This is a genomic window from Pseudomonas sp. R15(2017) (assembly GCF_002112685.1).
GTDB classification, from domain to species: Bacteria; Pseudomonadota; Gammaproteobacteria; order Pseudomonadales; family Pseudomonadaceae; genus Aquipseudomonas; species Aquipseudomonas glycinae.
In genome coordinates this window covers 26,311-45,258 of the sequence record NZ_NEII01000020.1, presented here as the reverse complement: position 1 = coordinate 45,258, position 18,948 = coordinate 26,311, and the positions used below count along the sequence as shown (strand labels likewise).

The following is an 18,948-nucleotide window of genomic DNA, read 5'->3' as shown; positions in this document are numbered from 1 at the left end:
TGGAGGAAGTAACAAACATTCAGGTTGTCCAACATGTTTTGATAAATATAAACAAATTTTTTGCCCTCTTCCGTTTTTGGCTCCACCTGAGGCAGGACCGGAAGAGGAGCATCAGGCCCTCAGAATTAAGGCTTTGGGACGGGCGGTCTTGAGGTTTGTGAGCCGGTGGTGTGTCTTGTTGAAGGTTTGAAAAGTGTGTGTGAGTTTTGATTTGATATTCAGGCATTTCCTCGCCTGGAGCTGTTAATAGTTTGTAGAGTGTTGAAGGTTTTATTGTCGTTTTGATCGTGCGTCAATGCTTCGGCAAGTCCTGACAAGGACGAAACTTATTCATTGCCAAGGTATTATTTGATGTTTGATGAGCAACTCAGTATTTCCCGTATCGAGGTGAAGTTTGACGCCGGCAGGTCTGGCCAACATAAAACGCTTTACGCCAACGGTCGCATGCAAGTACGCGTGTTGGTACTTTTACACGGTGTCGATAACAGTGGAGACGATGCGTCGCTGTATGGACATCCCGCCTTGCAGTCCCTGCGCCTGATTGCCTATAACGGCGCCCGGCCTCTTGAGGGCGATTGGAGCGTGTCCACCCAGGAAAATCGCTATGCACACGAAATGTCGGGTGGGGCACCGCGCATGACCGAAGTTCCTCGCGTAAAGAACAACCGAATCAGTGATGATTCCGACCCTGTGCAGGTTTTTGAATTCTGGGTTTCCGCTTCCAGGCCTGGAATTATGGAAGTGGCTGCCGAAATCGTCATGAACAACGTGACATTGCGAACTAACGGGATCGGTTTTGATAGCAGTGTGACGCTCGAAGCTGTTCCTCCGAAGGTGTACCCACTGAGCAGTTTTTCGTTGAGGAAATACGACGACGCGCAGCAGAGGGCTGGTTACGACTGGATTCAGCTTTATCACATTGGTCTGCAAGCGGAAGGACGGCAGGTTCATCTCCTCGACTGGTACAGCAGTGAGGTAAAACTTGACCCTTATGATTCCGAAGAAGCGGTACAGGTCTACGTGTCCGGCAACATTTCCGGAACACAGGATGGTCGTAGAAACTTTTACGGTTATATGGCACCGATCTATGGAGAAAAAGCCACGTTTCGCGGCCCTCTCGGCTACGTAACGGTACCGATCAACAAAGTGCCCGGGCAGTTGACACTTGTTCAGTATGTTTCAGCTGACCTGCAAGTGGCTCGGGAGAGCGAAAGTGCATTCGAATTTGCAGTAATCGATGAGTTTGGCACGGAACACAGGCTCTCTCTCGACGGTAACAAGGAACAACGAAATTTTATTTTGGATGAGTCGCGGCGATCAATGAAACAGCTTGCCTGATTTCGCTTGGTGACCAGCAAGTTGTTGCTGGTCACTTGATATCGCCAATCGCTGAACCTGAAAATAAAGGACGTTTTTTCCATGGAAAGTAATTTTTCTTCCAAAGCACATTCAAACGCTTTCAACTTTAGTGAGTTTGTTTCCGGAGGTGTTGATCCTCGCACCGGCATGTATACGTGTGCGCTTTCCTTGGGCAAGTTGCACTCAGCGGACCTCAATGGCCCTGAGCTTGCACTTTCTTTGGGCTTCAATCCGCTCAATCAGATGGATACCGGTTTCGGCGTAGGCTGGTCTTTGACCATGACGCATTACGACTTGCGCAGCAAAGTCATGACGCTGGCCAACGGTGAACGCTATCAGGCTGTGGAGACCTCCAGCGGCTTGAAGTTCAAGGAAATGAAGCTGCAAACCGCCAAGGTGCTGGAGATCGGGACGGGGCGCTACGAAATTCGCTACAAGGATGGTCGGCGTGAGCTGCTAAAGGTTCAGGCTGGCACTCAAGTCGCGGTAGTGGAAAAAATCATTGCCCATAATGGTGTGAGCATCACGCTGAAGCATGTGTTGTTCAATCAGTTTCCCATGTTGGCTGAAGTCAGCGACGCCAAGCGATGCCTGCTGAAAATCACACGCAATGCAGGTCAGGTCACACTGACCCGGCATCCCGATAGTTTGGCCCGTTCCGATTACGCATTGATCCTGAAAAATAGTCAGGTTACGGCAATCGAGCTACCGGTCGGCAAAGGCTGGGAGCTGGAATATGAAGTCATTGATCAGGCCATCTATTTGCGGCGCGTCGTCAACCCGTTGCGCGGTGTAGAAATCATTCGCTACAAACGACAAGGTCACCGTTTCGTGAGTGGCGTCGAACAGACACTGCCATTTGTCATCGCTCACGAGATTTATCCCGGGCGCGATCAACCCCGGATATGCAAGGCCTACTCGTATTCAGACCATAACTTTCTCGGGCAGGGTCTCGTCCCGACCAGAAGCAATGATGGAGACCCTCTCTACCTGGCACCCGCCAACTATGTCTATTCCTCGGACGAGCTAATGGTGGTCAACGGTAAGGTGCACACTCGCATCCGCCGCACTTACAACAAATTCCATTTGTTGATCACGGAGGTCACGACAAGTGGCGATGCCCAGACCTCAACGACTATCGAGTATCACTGTTGCGTCACCAAGCCATTCAATGAGCAGCCTGCCCAGTTCCGCATGCCAAAAGTTCAGAAGGTGACTTATCTCGACCGGCGCACCCAGCACAAGCGTGAGGAAATCACCGTCACCGAGTTCGATGGTGAAGGCAACTTGCTGAAGATTGTCGAGCCGAATGGAGTGACCACTGTGTCGGAGTTTTATCCGGCAAGTGGTGGGGACAACTGTCCGGAGGATCCGCTGGGTTTCGCCAGGTTTCAGAAAAAAAGGACAGTCATTCCTGCAGCGGGGGGCGCAAACTCGACGGTTACGTACTACGACTATGTTCTGCATCCCGCGCTGAGCGGTGCGGAGCTGGCCTTCGTCCTGCCGGTTGAGGAACGTTTTTTCGAGCTTGTGGAAGGGGTCGAAATCCTGCGATCGAAGACCGAAAAGCGTTACCTGAATACGCCAGAGGATCCGCTCAAGCACGGGGCCATGAAAGAGCAAAGCATCACTCTGGCAGATAAAAAAAACCGTACCGAGTTCTCCTATGGGCTCAAGGGCACCAGGCTGGAGGTAAAGTCCAGTACTCACGGATTTGATGGCGCGCTGCAGACCAGTGAGAAGGTGCTCTCGACGTTGAGTGGATTACAGGTCGCGAGCATCGGTGTCGATGGTGAACGCATCGAATATGAATACGACGCGATCGGCCGGGCGGTGTCCAAAACGCTTGCCCGGGGTACCCCCTACGCCGCCTTGACCCGATGGGCCTATTTGCCCGCCAGTAAGCAGCAGCCCGCTACGATAGTGACCACCGATCCAGCCGGTGGTGAGCAGCGCGCGACGTATGACGGCCTGGAAAGGGTTATCACCGTTGAGGAAAAGGACTGTGACCATCCGGACAAGGACGGACTCATTCACAGTCGCACTCTTTATTCCGCGATTCATGATTCGGCGGGTCACAAAGTGAAAGTCACGCTGACCGATTGGCGTGATGGCAAGCCTTATCCCGTTGCGACCGCCTACGAATTCGATCACTGGGGCCAGCTCAGCAAGACCCTCCATGCCGATGGGCGTATCGAATACAACGAGGTCGATCCGGTCGCTCGCCGGCAAACGAATTGGCTTCAGGGGATGGGCAAGACCGTCACTTTCGTCAACGATTTTGGTAAACCGCTGAGCGTCGAGAGCTTCAATCTGAGGCGCGAGAGTCTGGGTAAAACCACTTATACCTATGACGGGTTCGGGCGCACGGCCAGCCAGACCGATCCGGTTGGCAATACCACTCGATATGAATACGACGTCTTTGATCGCATGATCCGCAGTGTCATGCCCGACGCCAGTGAGGTAGTCACCGAATACGCGGATCACACTGACGAAGCGCTGCCGGTCGGGATCCAGGTCGATGGCAAGGTATTGGGTCGGCAGATCTATGACGGTTTGAATCGCCTGACGGAAAGTACGGTGGGTGGGCGCCAGTCGCAGACTGGTTACGAAGCGGGTTTCAGTCAGCCTCAGTGGTACAGGAGCGCTGAGGGCAAGAAGACCGAATTCACTTATTTGCGAGACCTGGGCGGTTTACTGACCGAGCGCAAGGCGGGGGCTCTGCTCACGACCATGACGTACGACCCCGTCAGTGGTCAGCCGTTGACCTGCACCGAAAACGACCGAGAACATCGTTTTGCCTATTATCCTTCCGGGCGCATCAAGTCCGAAACGACGACCTTCGGTGATATCAGCAAAGCAACCTCCTTTACTTATTCCCTCGAGGGGCGACCGCTCACTTATGTGGATGTTCTCGGCGGCGAGCATATTTGCGAATACGATGAGCACGGCCGCTTGTTGGCAACTGTGCAAGGGACCCTGAAAACCGAATTCCACTACAGCACACTGACCGGGATGCTGGAGTGGACGAAGACCGAAGACACTTCGATCAAGCGAAGAATGATCACTCGGTTTGCCTATGATGATATCGGTCGTGAGACTTGCCGTACTTTCGAGATCAAGGGCCAGCCCGACCAGACGCTGGTGTCGGCTTATACGCTTGCCGGCAAACTGGCGCAGAAAGTGTCCATGCGCGGTACGCAAATACTGCGCGATGAACGATTTGCCTACGATGTGCGTGGCCGGCTGATCCAGTACGACTGTGCGGGTACCCAAAAACCCCGGGATCCTTATGGCAAGGAGATTGTTCAGCAGACATTCACGTTCGATGCGCTGGATAACCTTCTGAGCGTGCAGACGCGGTTTCCGCTGGGTGTGAATCTGACCACCTTCAGTTACGACAATCCGGACCCTGTACAACTCAGTGCAGTCAGGCATTCACACGTCGACTATCCACCGGCAGTCACCCTGGAATATGACGCCAACGGCAGGATGATCAAAGATGACCAGGCGCGAGTCCTGGCCTATGACGCATTCGGGCGTCTTGAGCAATTGACCGGTGCAGGAGGCTCGGTCATTCGCAATTACCATTACGACGGTTTTGACCATCTGGTTGAACTGTCGCAACCGGAAAATGCACCTACCCAGCGTTATTACCACGAAGGGCGTGTCATCCATGAAGTCAGTGGTAAAAGTTCATCCAGTATCGTGCGTCACGGTGGACTACTGGTGGGGCAGCAGCAACTCGGACCGGGCAGCAGCACACAACTGTTCGGCACCGATCAGCAGCACAGTGTGCTGGCAGAGCTGGGTGAAAAAAATCTGACTGACCGTGTTTACAGCCCGTACGGGCACCTTCCTGCCGAAAGCGGGGTGTTCAGTCTGGCGGGGTTCAATGGTGAGCAGCTTGATCGGGCAACCGGTCTTTACCTGCTGGGCAATGGTTACAGAGCCTACAGCCCGACGCTGATGCGTTTTCTCGGCCCCGACAGCATGAGTCCGTTTGGCGGGGGGGGATTGAATGCCTACGCTTATTGCCTGGGCGATCCCGTCAATCGTGTCGACCCGACAGGGCATATATCCTGGCAATCGATTCTGGGCATCGGAATGGGGGTGCTCGGGATTGTTGCCAGCGTGCTGACGATGGGCGCTGCCACGCCGTGGGCGCTGGCGGCGCTGGGACTGACTGTCGCTTCAGGTTTGACGGGTATCGCCAGTGAAGTGCTCGATAATTATGCACCGGACTCTCAATTGGGAGAGGTATTGGGCTGGATCAGTGTCGGCCTTGGACTGGCTTCGCTCGGTGCCGGTCTGGCGGCTGGCGCCAAAGCGGGTGTCAATGCCGGCAGAAAACTGGCTTCGGCCTTTGAGCAGGGACTCAGTTCAAAGGGGACGATGAAAATGGGCAAGGTGCTTGCCAAGGGCAAAGGCGCGAAGGCCGCGGCCAGGAAAGCCAATGCGCCGGTTGAGGAGCAGGTCGAAAAGCAATGGACGCTGGTCAGGCCCAAAGACAAGTTGAACTTTCTCAGGATAGAGGCGCGCAAGGCCTCGGAGGACAGGGCAGAAGAGTTCATGAAACATGTTGAAGCGGGTAACTCCCCGACCTCCGCCGCCAGACTCATCCATGCCGAATATACGCCAATGTATGGTCCGTCCAGCACGACATCAAAACCAATGCATCTTTACTTGTCGAAGGGAGACCGTATTTATCTGACGGAGAACACCAAAGACCGGATCGTCATCATCAAGCAGATGGGTGGCCACTATAACGAAAAAAAATAGGCATCAATGATCAGACCGGGCAGTACCGGCATGTGCCAACAGCACTCAACTACGATTTGAGCACATTGTCTGCCGGTTCTGCCTGCGCAGATCCGGCGTGCTGTTCCAGTGCCCACTCCACATGCTCTCTCACCAGCTCGGACGGATAATCCCGTCGCGCCTTCAACGCTTCCAGCACCGGAATCGTTGAAGGCGCATTGCCCAGCCCCACTGCCAGATTGCGCAGCCAGCGTTCGTAACCCGCCCGGCGCAGTGGCGAGCCTTCAGTGCTGCTCAGGAACTTGTCTTCATCCCACAAAAACAGCTCGGCCAGTTCGGCATTGTCCAGGTTGTGCCGTGGCTTGAAGTCGCTTTCACCGGACGGACGGGCGAAGCGGTTCCACGGACAGCAGATCTGGCAGTCGTCACAACCGAACACGCGGTTGCCGATCAGTGGCCGCAAGTCTTCGGGAATGGCGCTTTTCAGCTCGATGGTGAGGTAGGAAATGCAGCGTCGCGCATCCAGCACATACGGGCCGACGAAGGCGTTGGTCGGGCAGATGTCCAGGCAGGCGGTGCAGCGTCCGCAGTGTTCGGTGCTGTGTGGGGCGTCCACTGGAAGCGGGAGGTCGACGAACAGTTCGCTGAGAAAGAAGTAACTGCCGGCCTTGCGGTTCAGTACCAGGGTGTTTTTGCCGATCCAGCCCAGTCCGGCCTGTTCGGCGATGGCTTTTTCCAGCACCGGGGCGCTGTCGACGAAGGCGCGGAAGCCGAACGGGCCGATTGCGGATTGAATTTTGTCCGCCAGTTGTTGAACGCGTTTACGGATCAACTTGTGATAATCGCGGCCCAAGGCATATCGCGAAATGTAGGCTTTTTCCGGATTGGCCAACAATTGCGCCATTTGCGTGTCACCCGGCAGGTAGTCCATGCGCAGCGACACCACACGCAGGGTGCCCGGCACCAGCTCTTCGGGGTGCGAGCGTTTACTGCCGTGGGCGCCCATGTAATCCATTTCGCCGTGGTAGCCGGCCTCGAGCCAGCGTTGCAGGTGCTGTTCATGCTCGGCCAGGTCCAGACCGCTGATGCCGACTTGCTGGAAGCCCAGCTCACGCCCCCAGTCCTTGATGGATTGGGCGAGGGCAGGCAGATCTGTGGTGATGGCGGACATGAGGCGAGAGAAACCGGAGCTGAGGTGCGTATAATTCTGCCAGACATCGGAGCCCGAAGACGCATGCCGCACACTAAAGATCAATTACCCGACGCGCTGTACCGTGCCGCGCAAGTGCGCGAACTCGATGAACGGCTGATCGCTGCCGGCACGCCGGGCTTCGAATTGATGCAACGCGCCGCCCACGCTACATGGCGCGCACTGGTGCGCCAATGGCCGTCCGGGAATGAATTGACGGTGTTGGCCGGGCACGGCAACAACGCCGGCGATGGTTATCTGGTGGCAGCGCTCGCTCACCGGGCGGGTTGGTCGGTGCGGGTATTGGCTGTCGGTGCACCGCAGCGTTTGAAGGGTGATGCCGCCGTGGCGCACGCCGAAGCCGTGGCGGATGGCGTCTCGATCTGTGCCTGGGATCCGTCCTGCGAGTTGCGCGGTATTGTCGTTGACGCCTTGCTCGGCACCGGCCTGAGTGGTGAGGTGCGTGAGCCCTATGCCGCTGCGATTGCGGCGATCAATGCCAGCGGGCTGCCGGTGGTGGCAGTCGATATCCCATCCGGGTTGTGCGCCGATACCGGTCATGCGCTGGGTGGGGCAGTGCACGCCGACCTCACCGTGACGTTCATCGGCCTGAAACTCGGGCTGTTCACGGGCGAGGCGGTGGATCATATCGGCGAACTGCTGTTTAACGATCTGCAGGCGTCTGCCGAAAGCTTCAGTGACATTCCTGCCGCCGCTCAACGGCTCAACGCGATTAACCTGCCGCGTCCGGCTGCCCGTGCGCCGGCTGCCCACAAGGGGCGATTCGGCCATGTGCTGCTGATCGGTGGCGATCACGGTTTTGGCGGGGCAATCCTGCTCAGCACCGAAAGCGCCTTGCGCAGCGGGGCAGGGATGGTCTCGGTCGCGACCCGCCCGGAACATGTGCCGGCGGCTTTGAGTCGGGTACCGGAGGCCATGGCACTGGGCGCTTCTTCAGCCAATCAGTTGATGGGGCTGCTGGACAAGGTGTCGGTGCTGGTGGTCGGGCCGGGGCTTGGGCAGGCCAGTTGGGGGCGAGCGCTGTTATCAGCCGCTGCCAATGCAGCGCTGCCGCAGGTATGGGACGCGGATGCGCTGAACCTGCTGGCCCGCGGTTTTGTCAGTTTGCCCAAGGATTGCGTGATCACGCCGCATCCGGGGGAAGCCGCGCGTTTATTGGGGATCAGTACCGCCGAAGTGCAGGCTGATCGTCCGGCGGCGGCGCTGGCGTTGAGCAAAAAATATACAGCGGTGGTGGTGCTCAAGGGCGCGGGCAGTCTGATCGCTCATCCCGATGGCCGTCTGGCGTTGTGTCATCAAGGCCATCCGGCCATGGCCACTGCCGGGCTCGGCGATGTGCTGGCGGGCCTGATCGGCGCGCTGCTGGCCCAGGGCATGGACGGTTTCGATGCCGCATGCCTGGCTGTCTGGCTGCACGCCAACGCCGGTCTGCAACAAGGTAAATTCGGCCGTGGGCTGGCGGCCAGTGATCTGATTCCAGCCATTCGTCAGTTGTTGGAGGAGCATGCACCGTGTCTGAAGTAACCCTGTACCTGGCTGATGAACAGGCCATGAGCGACTTTGGCGCACGCATCGCCCGCATCACGCAGGGCCATGGCCTGATCTTTCTCGAAGGCAACCTCGGGATGGGCAAAACCACGCTGTCGCGGGGCATCATTCGCGGTCTGGGGCATGTGGGGGCGGTGAAAAGTCCGACCTTCACCCTGGTCGAGCCCTACGAGATCGGTGACGTCCGCGCGTTTCACTTCGACCTGTATCGCCTGGTCGATCCGGAGGAGCTGGAGTTTCTCGGGATTCGCGACTATTTCGACGACGATGCTCTGTGTCTGATCGAGTGGCCCGATAAAGGTGCAGGCTTTTTGCCAAAGCCTGACCTGACCATTACCATTAGCCCGCAAGACAGCGGACGTTCGCTGACCATTTTATCCCAGGGCTCGCGCGGCGAGGCCTGGTGTGCCGCTTTGGCATTGGAAACCAATTGAATGATGGGGTTAGGTATGCGCTTTCGCGCGTTGATGGCTGCCGCTGGACTGATGTTGATGGCAGTAACCGTCAACGCTGTGGCCGACACGAAGGTCAACAGCGTGCGCCTGTGGCGGGCGCCGGACAACACGCGACTGGTGTTCGACCTGACAGGCCCGGTGCAGCACAGCGTCTTTACGCTGACCGCGCCGGATCGTCTGGTCATCGACATCAACGGCGCCACCCTCGGCGCGCCGCTGAATGTGCAGACCGCCAACACGCCGATTACCGCCATGCGCTCGGCCCAGCGCACGCCGACTGACCTGCGGGTGGTCATCGACCTGAAAAAGGCGGTCACCCCGAAAAGCTTCTCGCTGGCGCCGAATGCGCAGTACGGCAACCGTCTGGTGGTCGACCTGTTCGACAACCCGGCCGATGCCGCACCGCCGCCTGCGCCGACACCATCAGTTGCCACCGTTCCCGCGGTTCCGGTCACGCCGGCCGAACCTGCGATCAAGCTGCCACCGGCCCCGGCCGGCAAGCGCGACATCATTGTGGTCATCGATGCCGGTCATGGTGGTGAAGACCCGGGTGCGTCCGGTTCTCGCGGTCAGCGTGAGAAAGACGTGGTACTGCAGATCGCCCGCGAATTGCAGCGTCAGGTCAACGGCATGAAAGGCTTCCGCGCCGAGCTGACCCGTACCGGTGACTATTTCATCCCGCTGCGCGGCCGTACCGAGATTGCTCGCAAGAAGGGCGCCGACCTGTTCGTCTCGATCCACGCCGACGCCGCGCCGTCGGCCGCTGCGTTCGGTGCGTCGGTGTTTGCCCTGTCCGACCGTGGCGCCACTTCTGAAACCGCCCGTTGGCTGGCCGACAGTGAAAACCGTTCCGACCTGATCGGCGGTGCCGGCAACGTCAGCCTCGATGACAAGGACCGGATGCTGGCCGGCGTTCTGCTCGACCTGTCGATGACCGCCTCGCTGACCTCCAGTCTCAACGTCGGCCAGAAAGTCCTGACCAACATCGGCCGGGTCACGCCGCTGCACAAGCAACGTGTGGAGCAGGCCGGGTTTATGGTGCTGAAGTCGCCGGACATCCCGTCGATCCTGGTGGAAACCGGCTTCATCTCCAATGCCAACGAAGCGTCGAAACTCTCGGCAGCCAGCCACCAGCAGGCGCTGGCGCGCTCGATCAGCAGCGGCGTGCGCCAGTTCTTCCAGCAGAATCCGCCACCGGGTACCTACATCGCCTGGCTGCGTGATTCGGGCAAGATCGCTCAAGGTCCGCGCGATCACCGGGTAGGTCCGGGTGAGACCGTGGCAATGATTGCCGTGCGTTACCAGATTTCGCCGGCCACGCTGCGCAGTGCCAACAATCTGAAAAGCGATGATCTGAAAGTCGGTCAGCACCTGACCATTCCCGGCACCGAACTGGCGTCCAAAGAATGAACCAGGTGTTGAACGCTGCCCGCATCGAACTGCTCAGCCCGCGGCTGGCGAACCAGATCGCCGCCGGTGAGGTGGTCGAACGCCCGGCCTCGGTGATCAAGGAGTTGCTGGAAAACAGCCTCGACTCCGGCGCCAGGCGTATCGATGTCGATGTCGAGCAGGGCGGCGTCAAACTGCTGCGGGTGCGCGACGACGGCAGCGGCATCTCCGCCGATGACTTGCCGCTGGCCCTGGCCCGTCACGCCACCAGCAAGATCCGTAACCTGGAAGACCTTGAACAGGTGATGAGCCTGGGCTTCCGCGGCGAGGCCCTGGCGTCGATCAGCTCCGTGGCGCGCCTGACCCTGACCTCGCGCACCCGCGATGCCGATCAGGCCTGGCAGGTCGAAACCGAAGGCCGCGACATGGCGCCCCGCGTGCAGCCAGCGGCGCACCCTGTGGGCACGTCGGTGGAAGTCCGTGACCTGTTCTTCAACACCCCGGCGCGACGCAAATTCCTCAAGACTGAAAAAACCGAATTCGATCACCTGCAAGAAGTGATCAAGCGTCTGGCGCTGGCGCGTTTTGACGTGGCCTTCCATCTGCGCCACAACGGCAAGACCATCCTCAGCCTGCACGAAGCCCACGATGACGCGGCCCGCGCCCGGCGTGTGGCGGCGATCTGCGGTTCGGGCTTTCTTGAGCAGGCGTTGCCGATCGAAATCGAGCGCAATGGCCTGCATTTGTGGGGCTGGGTCGGTCTGCCGACCTTCAACCGCAGTCAGGCTGACTTGCAATATTTCTTCGTCAACGGCCGTGCGGTGCGCGACAAACTGGTGGCCCACGCGGTGCGTCAGGCTTATCGCGATGTGCTGTTCAACGGCCGGCACCCCACGTTTGCGCTGTTTTTCGAGGTCGATCCGGCAGCGGTCGACGTCAACGTGCACCCGACCAAGCACGAAGTGCGCTTCCGTGACGGGCGCATGGTGCATGATTTCCTTTATGGCACCTTGCACCGTGCCCTCGGCGATGTGCGACCGGAAGATCAGCTTGCCGGTTCGGTCACCACCGCGATTGTCCGGCCAACCGGCCTTGAAGCCGGTGAGTTCGGGCCGCAGGGCGAAATGCGTCTGGCTGCCAACGCGTTGCTGGAGCAACCGCAGGCGCAACCGGCGTTCAATACCTCGTCGGGTGCCAGCGCTGGCGGCGCTTATCAGTATCAATACACGCCGCGCCCGCAATCGACCGTGCCGGTTGCCGAGGCTCAGGCTGCGTACCGCGAGTTTTTCGCGCCGCTGCCTGAAGCGAATGCCAATGCGCTGCCGGCCGGTCAGGAAGACATTCCGCCGCTTGGCTATGCGCTGGCGCAGCTCAAGGGCATCTATATTCTGTCCGAGAACGCCCAGGGCCTGGTTTTGGTGGACATGCACGCCGCTCACGAGCGGATCATGTATGAGCGCCTGAAAATTGCCATGGCCAGCGAAGGCCTGAGTGGCCAGCCGCTGCTGGTGCCGGAATCGCTGGCGGTCAGTCAACGCGAGGCCGATTGCGCTGAAGAGCATGCGGCATGGTTCCAGCGCCTTGGTTTCGAATTGCAGCGCCTTGGACCGGAAACCCTGGCCATCCGGCAGATCCCGGCCCTGCTCAAACAGGCCGAAGCTAACCGTCTGGTGGGCGATGTTCTGTCGGACTTGATGGAATACGGCACTAGCGACCGGATCCAGGCGCATCTGAACGAACTGCTCGGCACCATGGCCTGCCACGGCGCGATCCGCGCCAACCGGCGCCTGGCCCTGCCGGAAATGAACGGCCTGCTGCGCGACATGGAAAACACCGAGCGCAGCGGTCAATGCAACCATGGCCGACCGACCTGGACCCAGTTGGGCCTGGACGATCTGGACAAACTGTTCCTGCGCGGTCGTTGATGAGCCAGCTTCCTCCAGCGATTTTCCTGATGGGCCCGACCGCTGCGGGCAAGACCGACCTGGCCATCGAGCTGACCAAGGTGCTGCCGTGCGAGCTGATCAGCGTCGATTCGGCGCTGGTCTATCGCGGCATGGACATCGGTACCGCCAAGCCGTCCAAGGAGCTGCTGGCCGAATTTCCCCACCGCTTGATCGACATTCTCGACCCGGCCGAAGCCTATTCGGCAGCGGATTTCCGCCGCGATGCGCTGGAGGCCATGACCGATATCACCGCACGCGGAAAAATTCCGCTGCTGGTGGGCGGCACGATGCTCTACTACAAGGCTTTGATCGACGGTCTGGCGGACATGCCGGCGGCCGATCCCGACGTTCGCGCGCAGATCGAAGAAGAGGCTGCACGCCTTGGCTGGCAAGCCCTGCACGATCAACTGGCGGTCATCGATCCGGAGTCGGCGGCGCGCATCCATCCGAACGATCCGCAACGACTGAGTCGTGCGCTGGAAGTTTACCGGGTCAGCGGTCAGAGCATGACTGAACTGCGGCTGAAACAATCTGTACAAAGTACCGAAGCGGCCGCATCGGGACTGCAACAATTGCCCTATACTGTCGCGAACCTGGCGATTGCTCCAACTAATCGGCAGGTACTGCACGAGCGCATTAAACAAAGATTCACAAATATGCTGGAACAGGGATTCATCGACGAGGTCGTAGCCCTGCGTAATAGAAGTGACCTGCATGCCGGGTTGCCGTCTATACGTGCGGTAGGCTACCGCCAGGTCTGGGACTACCTGGATGGCAAGCTGACGTCGGCCGAGATGCAGGAGCGGGGCATCATCGCCACGCGCCAATTGGCCAAACGCCAGTTCACCTGGCTGCGCAGCTGGAAAGATTTACACTGGCTCGACAGTCTGGATTGCGACAATCTGCCACGCGCCTTGAAATACCTTGGGACGATCTCCATATTGAGCTGAGTCCTTGCAATTGCCGTCTATCCTTGGGGGTGTGGCGGCAAAAGCCATCTGTTTACCTATTTTTTATATTGAATCCTTAAAGGAGTGCGGCACATGTCAAAAGGGCATTCGCTACAAGACCCTTACTTGAATACTTTACGTAAAGAGAAAGTGGGGGTTTCCATCTACCTGGTGAACGGGATCAAATTGCAAGGCACGATCGAGTCGTTCGACCAGTTCGTTATCCTGCTGAAGAACACCGTCAGCCAGATGGTTTACAAACACGCTATCTCTACAGTCGTGCCGGTTCGTCCAATTCGTCTGCCAAGCGCAACCGAATCCGAAGCAGGTGACGCTGAGCCAGGTAACGCCTGATAGGAGTCTCCTTTGTTCTTTGAGCGCCACGGTGGTGGTGAACGGGTCATTCTCGTTCACTTGGATGGACAGGACCCTGAGGCGCGCGAAGATCCGCAGGAGTTTCAGGAACTGGCAAATTCGGCAGGCGCCGAGACCGTTGCGTTTTTTAACGTGCCGCGTCATCGGCCAACCGCCAAATACCTGATTGGCAGCGGCAAGGTCGAGGAACTGCGCGACCTGGTCCACGCCGAAGAAGCCGATCTGGTGATCTTCAATCACACCCTTACGCCCAGTCAGGAACGTAACCTCGAACGTGTTTTCGAGTGTCGCGTGATCGACCGTACCGGTCTGATTCTCGATATTTTCGCCCAACGCGCCCGTACCCATGAGGGCAAGCTCCAGGTAGAACTGGCTCAGCTTGACCACATGAGCACCCGGCTGGTTCGCGGCTGGACTCACCTTGAGCGTCAGGGTGGCGGTATCGGCATGCGCGGCCCGGGTGAAACCCAGCTCGAAACCGACCGGCGACTGCTGCGGGTTCGCCTGCGCCAGATCAAGGGGCGGCTGGAAAAAGTGCGCAGCCAGCGCGAACAGTCGCGTCGCGGCCGCTCGCGTGCGGATATCCCTACCGTTTCTCTGGTGGGATACACCAACGCCGGTAAATCCACGCTGTTCAATAATGTGACGAAGTCCGAGGTGTACGCGGCTGACCAGTTGTTCGCCACGCTGGACCCGACCTTGCGCCGTCTGGAACTGGACGACCTGGGGCCGATTGTCCTGGCCGACACCGTGGGTTTCATTCGCCACTTGCCGCACAAACTGGTCGAGGCATTTCGGTCTACGCTCGAAGAGTCGAGCAACTCCGACCTGCTGTTGCACGTGATTGATGCGGCGGAACCGGATCGCATGTTGCAGATCGAGCAGGTGATGGTGGTGCTGGGCGAGATCGGTGCCCAGGACTTGCCGATCCTCGAGGTCTATAACAAACTCGATTTGCTTGAAGGCGTTGAGCCACAAATCCAGCGCGATGAAAACGGCAAGCCCCAACGGGTCTGGTTGTCAGCCCGTGATGGCACCGGTCTGGAATTGCTTGAGCAAGCCATTGCCGAATTGCTGGGCAGTGATTTGTTTGTCGGAACCTTGCGTTTGCCCCAGCGGTTTGCGCGTCTGCGTGCACAGTTCTTCGAGCTGGGCGCGGTACAGAAAGAAGAATACGACGAAGAAGGGGTCAGCTTGCTGGCCATTCGATTGCCACGCTCGGAGCTCAATCGGCTGGTCAGTCGTGAGGGCGTTGTGCCGACGGAGTTCATCGAGCAACACACTTTGCAATAAAAGCCTGACAAAGCGGTTGTGCCGCAACGGCAGGCATTCTGTAGCATTGGTCGGCGCGCCGTGGGTGCGTCTTTGCTTTATCAGATGGAGAGCGCTATGGCTTGGAATGAGCCGGGTGGCAACTCGAACAATCAGGATCCTTGGGGTGGCAAGCGTCGCAACAACGGCGACCGCAAGGGACCGCCGGATCTCGACGAGGCCTTCCGAAAGCTGCAGGAAAGCCTGAACGGGTTGTTCGGTGGTGGAAAAAAACGCGGTGATGACGGTGGTGGCTCGGGCAAGAGTGGTGGCTTTGGCGGCCTCCTCGGCATCGGCCTGGTCGTGCTGGCGGCCGTCTGGCTGTACAGCGCGATGTACGTCGTGGACGAGCAGGAGCAAGCCGTGGTGCTGCGCTTCGGCAAGTACTACGAGACTGTCGGTCCCGGCCTGAACATCTACTTCCCGCCGATCGACAAGAAGTACATGGAGAACGTCACGCGTGAGCGTGCCTACACCAAGCAGGGCCAGATGCTGACCGAAGACGAGAACATCGTCGAAGTGCCGCTGACCGTGCAGTACAAGATCAGCAACCTGCAGGACTTCGTGCTGAACGTCGACCAGCCGGAAATCAGCCTGCAACATGCGACCGACAGTGCACTGCGCCATGTGGTGGGTTCAACCGCGATGGACCAGGTGCTGACCGAAGGTCGTGAGCTGATGGCCAGCGAAATCAAGGAGCGTCTGCAACGCTTCCTCGATACCTATCGCACCGGTATCACCGTCACCCAGGTCAACGTACAGAGCGCAGCGGCACCGCGTGAAGTGCAGGAAGCCTTCGATGACGTGATCCGCGCCCGAGAGGACGAGCAGCGTTCGCGCAACCAGGCTGAAACCTACGCCAATGGCGTGGTGCCGGAAGCCCGTGGTCAGGCCCAGCGGATCCTTGAAGATGCCAACGGCTATCGTGACGAAACGGTCTCGCGCGCCAAGGGTGAGGCAGATCGTTTCACCAAGCTGGTCGCCGAGTATCGCAAGGCGCCGGAAGTCACCCGTGAGCGTCTGTACCTGGACACCATGCAGGAAGTCTTCAGCAATACCAGCAAGGTACTCGTGACCGGCAACAAGAACGGCCAGAGCAACCTGCTGTACCTGCCGCTGGACAAGATGGTCGAAAGTGGTCGCAACATCAGCGCTCCGGTGAACAGTGCGGCAGCCACCAGCAATGAAGCCAATGCACGTGCCGCAGCCGATCTGCAGCAACAGCAGGCGCGTACCAGGGAGAGTCGCTGATGAGCAATAAATCGCTGATCGCCCTTATTGTCGGCGTTGTCGTGGCGATCGCTGCCTGGAACTGCTTCTACATCGTCGCTCAGACCGAGCGCGCGGTGTTGCTGCAATTCGGTCGCGTGGTTCAGGCTGACGTTCAGCCGGGTCTGCATGTGAAGGTTCCTTACGTCAACCAGGTGCGCAAGTTCGACGCCCGCCTGATGACGCTGGATGCGCCGACACAGCGTTTCCTGACACTGGAAAAGAAAGCCGTGATGGTCGATGCCTACGCCAAGTGGCGCGTGAAAGATGCCGAGCGCTTCTACACCGCAACGTCCGGCCTCAAGCAGATCGCCGACGAGCGTCTGTCCCGTCGTCTGGAATCGGGTCTGCGTGACCAGTTCGGTAAGCGCACCCTGCACGAAGTGGTGTCGGGTGAGCGCGATGCACTGATGGCTGACATCACCGCATCGCTGAACAAGATGGCGGAAAAGGAGCTGGGTATCGAAGTCGTCGATGTCCGGGTCAAGGCCATCGATCTGCCGAAAGAAGTGAACCGCAGCGTGTTCGAACGTATGAGCACCGAGCGTGAGCGTGAAGCTCGCGAGCACCGCGCCAAGGGTAACGAGCTGGCCGAAGGCATCCGTGCCGACGCCGATCGTCAACGCCGTGTGCTGCTGGCTGAAGCCTATCGTGAATCCGAAGAGATTCGTGGTGATGGCGACGCTCAGGCCGCTGCGATCTACTCCAAGGCCTACGGTCAGGATCAGGACTTCTACGCGTTTTACCGTAGCCTGCGTGCCTACCGTGAAAGCTTCGCGAACAAATCCGACGTCATGGTCCTCGACCCAAGCAGCGACTTCTTCAAGTATCTGGAGAAGGCCAAGCCTTGATACGACGTTGACCCGAATCATTCCGCCCGGCGGCTAATACCTCGGGCGGGGTGATCCTTTGGGAAAACGTGTGTATGATGCGGCAGCCGGGAAATTCCCGGCTTTTTTGCGTCTGCACGTTTGATTGCTGTTTTTGTTGCAGAAGAACGGGTTGAATGGCCCGACAGTTTTTCGAGGAAAGTGATGGGCGAAGCCGGTAACAGGCCTTTCGCCGCGTCGTTCATGCGCGTGCGTTTTGAACGGGTCGGTCATTTTCTGCTTCACTCAAGGCTCGCCCTCGGGCTGGCCGCCCGGATCTAAGGGGAATGGCGTAATGGCAACGGTAGACCGCTGGCTGCTGCCAGATGGCATCGAAGAAGTACTGCCACCGGAAGCGGCGCGCATTGAAGTCGCGCGTCGTCAGGTGTTGGATCTGTTCCAGAGCTGGGGTTACGAGTTTGTCGTGACTCCCCATATCGAGTACCTGGAATCCCTGCTGACCGGCGCGGGCCAGGACCTGGATCTGCGTACCTTCAAGGTCATCGACCCGCAATCGGGCCGGCAGATGGGTTTCCGTGCCGACATCACGCCGCAAGTGGCGCGCATCGATGCGCACACCCTGCGTCGCGAAGGCCCGAGCCGTCTGTGCTACGCCGGCAGCGTCCTGCATGCCCAGCCGCGTGCCTTGTCGTCCTCGCGCAGCCCGATCCAGTTGGGCGCCGAGTTGTACGGCGATGCCAGCCCGAGCAGCGACGTCGAAGTCATCAGCCTGATGCTGGCCATGCTGCAACTGGCCGACGTGCCGGACGTGCACATGGACCTCGGGCATGTCGGCATCTACCGCGGTCTGGCCCAGGCGGCCGGTCTGTCGGGTGAAGTCGAGCAGCAGTTGTTCGATGCGTTGCAACGCAAGGCCATCGACGAGGTCATTACCTTGACCGAAGGCCTGCCGGCCGATCTGTCCGGCATGTTGCGCGCGCTGGTCGACCTGTGCGGCGGCCGTGAAGTACTGAGCGCTGCCCGCGAGCGTCTGGCCAATGCGCCGGCGCCGGTACTGGCGGCGCTGGAAGATTTGCTGGCGATCGCCGAGCGTCTGTCGGTGCGCTTCCCGGAGCTGCCGCTGTACTTCGACCTCGGCGAGCTGCGCGGCTATCACTACCACACCGGTGTGGTGTTCGCGGTGTTCGTGCCGGGTGTTGGCCAGTCCATCGCCCAGGGCGGTCGCTACGACGACATCGGCGCCGACTTCGGTCGCGCCCGTCCGGCCACCGGCTTCTCCACCGATTTGAAAACCCTGGTGACCCTGGGGCGTGCTGAGATCGAGCTACCGTCTGGCGGTATCTGGATGCCTGACAGTACGGATGCGGCACTCTGGCAGCAGGTTTGCCAGTTGCGCAGTGAGGGTCAGCGTGTCGTTCAGGCGTTGCCTGGACAACCTTTGGCCGCCGCCCGTGATGCGGACTGCGACCGGCAATTGATCCAGCAGAACGGGCTTTGGCAAGTATCGCCACTGGCTTCTTGAGTTTTCCTGCCGGCTGATGCCGG

Annotated in this window: 13 protein-coding genes; 12 read left to right on the top strand and 1 reads right to left on the bottom strand. The window is 59.0% G+C overall.

The genetic code is table 11. From position 1 onward, the window contains the following. The first annotated feature begins 351 nt into the window (after positions 1 to 351). Together CAF77_RS27900 and CAF77_RS27895 are read left to right on the top strand one after the other, a co-directional pair. The gene (locus CAF77_RS27900; protein WP_064379091.1) at positions 352 to 1,338 is read left to right on the top strand and encodes a hypothetical protein; all 987 of its coding nucleotides are present in this window, start codon (positions 352 to 354) and stop codon (positions 1,336 to 1,338) included. Between the two features lie 81 nt (positions 1,339 to 1,419). After that, positions 1,420 to 6,141 (top strand): RHS repeat domain-containing protein, encoded by a 4,722-nt coding sequence (locus CAF77_RS27895; RefSeq protein WP_085655752.1) that lies wholly within the window; start codon positions 1,420 to 1,422, stop codon positions 6,139 to 6,141. A gap of 49 nt (positions 6,142 to 6,190) precedes the next feature. Here CAF77_RS27895 and queG read toward each other — a convergent pair whose 3' ends face one another. Then, positions 6,191 to 7,291 (bottom strand): tRNA epoxyqueuosine(34) reductase QueG, encoded by a 1,101-nt coding sequence (gene queG, locus CAF77_RS27890; RefSeq protein WP_064379093.1) that lies wholly within the window; start codon positions 7,289 to 7,291, stop codon positions 6,191 to 6,193. A gap of 63 nt (positions 7,292 to 7,354) precedes the next feature. Between queG and CAF77_RS27885 the strand changes: the two genes are divergently transcribed. The 10 genes from CAF77_RS27885 (at position 7,355) to CAF77_RS27840 (ending at position 18,925) form a co-directional block, all read left to right on the top strand. Continuing rightward, positions 7,355 to 8,854 (top strand): bifunctional ADP-dependent NAD(P)H-hydrate dehydratase/NAD(P)H-hydrate epimerase, encoded by a 1,500-nt coding sequence (locus CAF77_RS27885; RefSeq protein ID WP_064379094.1) that lies wholly within the window; start codon positions 7,355 to 7,357, stop codon positions 8,852 to 8,854. Beyond that, positions 8,842 to 9,312, top strand: coding sequence for a tRNA (adenosine(37)-N6)-threonylcarbamoyltransferase complex ATPase subunit type 1 TsaE (gene tsaE / locus CAF77_RS27880; protein ID WP_064379095.1), 471 nt, complete (start codon positions 8,842 to 8,844; stop codon positions 9,310 to 9,312). Before CAF77_RS27885 ends, tsaE begins: the two co-directional genes overlap by 13 nt. A 51-nt stretch (positions 9,313 to 9,363) precedes the next feature. Continuing rightward, positions 9,364 to 10,743 carry an N-acetylmuramoyl-L-alanine amidase gene (locus CAF77_RS27875; RefSeq protein ID WP_371915557.1) on the top strand — a complete coding sequence of 460 codons (1,380 nt, stop codon included), beginning with the start codon at positions 9,364 to 9,366 and terminating at the stop codon, positions 10,741 to 10,743. 5 nt (positions 10,744 to 10,748) lie between these two features. Continuing rightward, positions 10,749 to 12,647 carry a DNA mismatch repair endonuclease MutL gene (gene mutL, locus CAF77_RS27870; RefSeq protein WP_170929010.1) on the top strand — a complete coding sequence of 633 codons (1,899 nt, stop codon included), beginning with the start codon at positions 10,749 to 10,751 and terminating at the stop codon, positions 12,645 to 12,647. Then, on the top strand, positions 12,647 to 13,618 hold the full coding sequence (gene miaA / locus CAF77_RS27865; protein WP_064379098.1) for a tRNA (adenosine(37)-N6)-dimethylallyltransferase MiaA: 972 nt from the start codon (positions 12,647 to 12,649) through the stop codon (positions 13,616 to 13,618). Before mutL ends, miaA begins: the two co-directional genes overlap by 1 nt. Before the next feature lie 93 nt (positions 13,619 to 13,711). Further along, positions 13,712 to 13,972, top strand: coding sequence for an RNA chaperone Hfq (hfq, locus tag CAF77_RS27860; protein ID WP_007902656.1), 261 nt, complete (start codon positions 13,712 to 13,714; stop codon positions 13,970 to 13,972). A gap of 12 nt (positions 13,973 to 13,984) precedes the next feature. Continuing rightward, entirely contained in the window at positions 13,985 to 15,286 is a 1,302-nt protein-coding gene (hflX, locus tag CAF77_RS27855) for a ribosome rescue GTPase HflX (protein WP_064379099.1), read from the top strand. 96 nt (positions 15,287 to 15,382) lie between these two features. After that, positions 15,383 to 16,555 carry an FtsH protease activity modulator HflK gene (gene hflK, locus CAF77_RS27850; protein ID WP_085655750.1) on the top strand — a complete coding sequence of 391 codons (1,173 nt, stop codon included), beginning with the start codon at positions 15,383 to 15,385 and terminating at the stop codon, positions 16,553 to 16,555. Then, the gene (gene hflC, locus CAF77_RS27845; protein WP_085655749.1) at positions 16,555 to 17,424 is read left to right on the top strand and encodes a protease modulator HflC; all 870 of its coding nucleotides are present in this window, start codon (positions 16,555 to 16,557) and stop codon (positions 17,422 to 17,424) included. The genes hflK and hflC overlap by 1 nt, the downstream gene beginning before the upstream one ends. A 313-nt stretch (positions 17,425 to 17,737) precedes the next feature. Next, a complete protein-coding gene (locus tag CAF77_RS27840; protein ID WP_011332186.1) occupies positions 17,738 to 18,925 on the top strand; it encodes an ATP phosphoribosyltransferase regulatory subunit in 1,188 nt (395 codons plus the stop codon). Positions 18,926 to 18,948 lie beyond the last annotated feature (23 nt).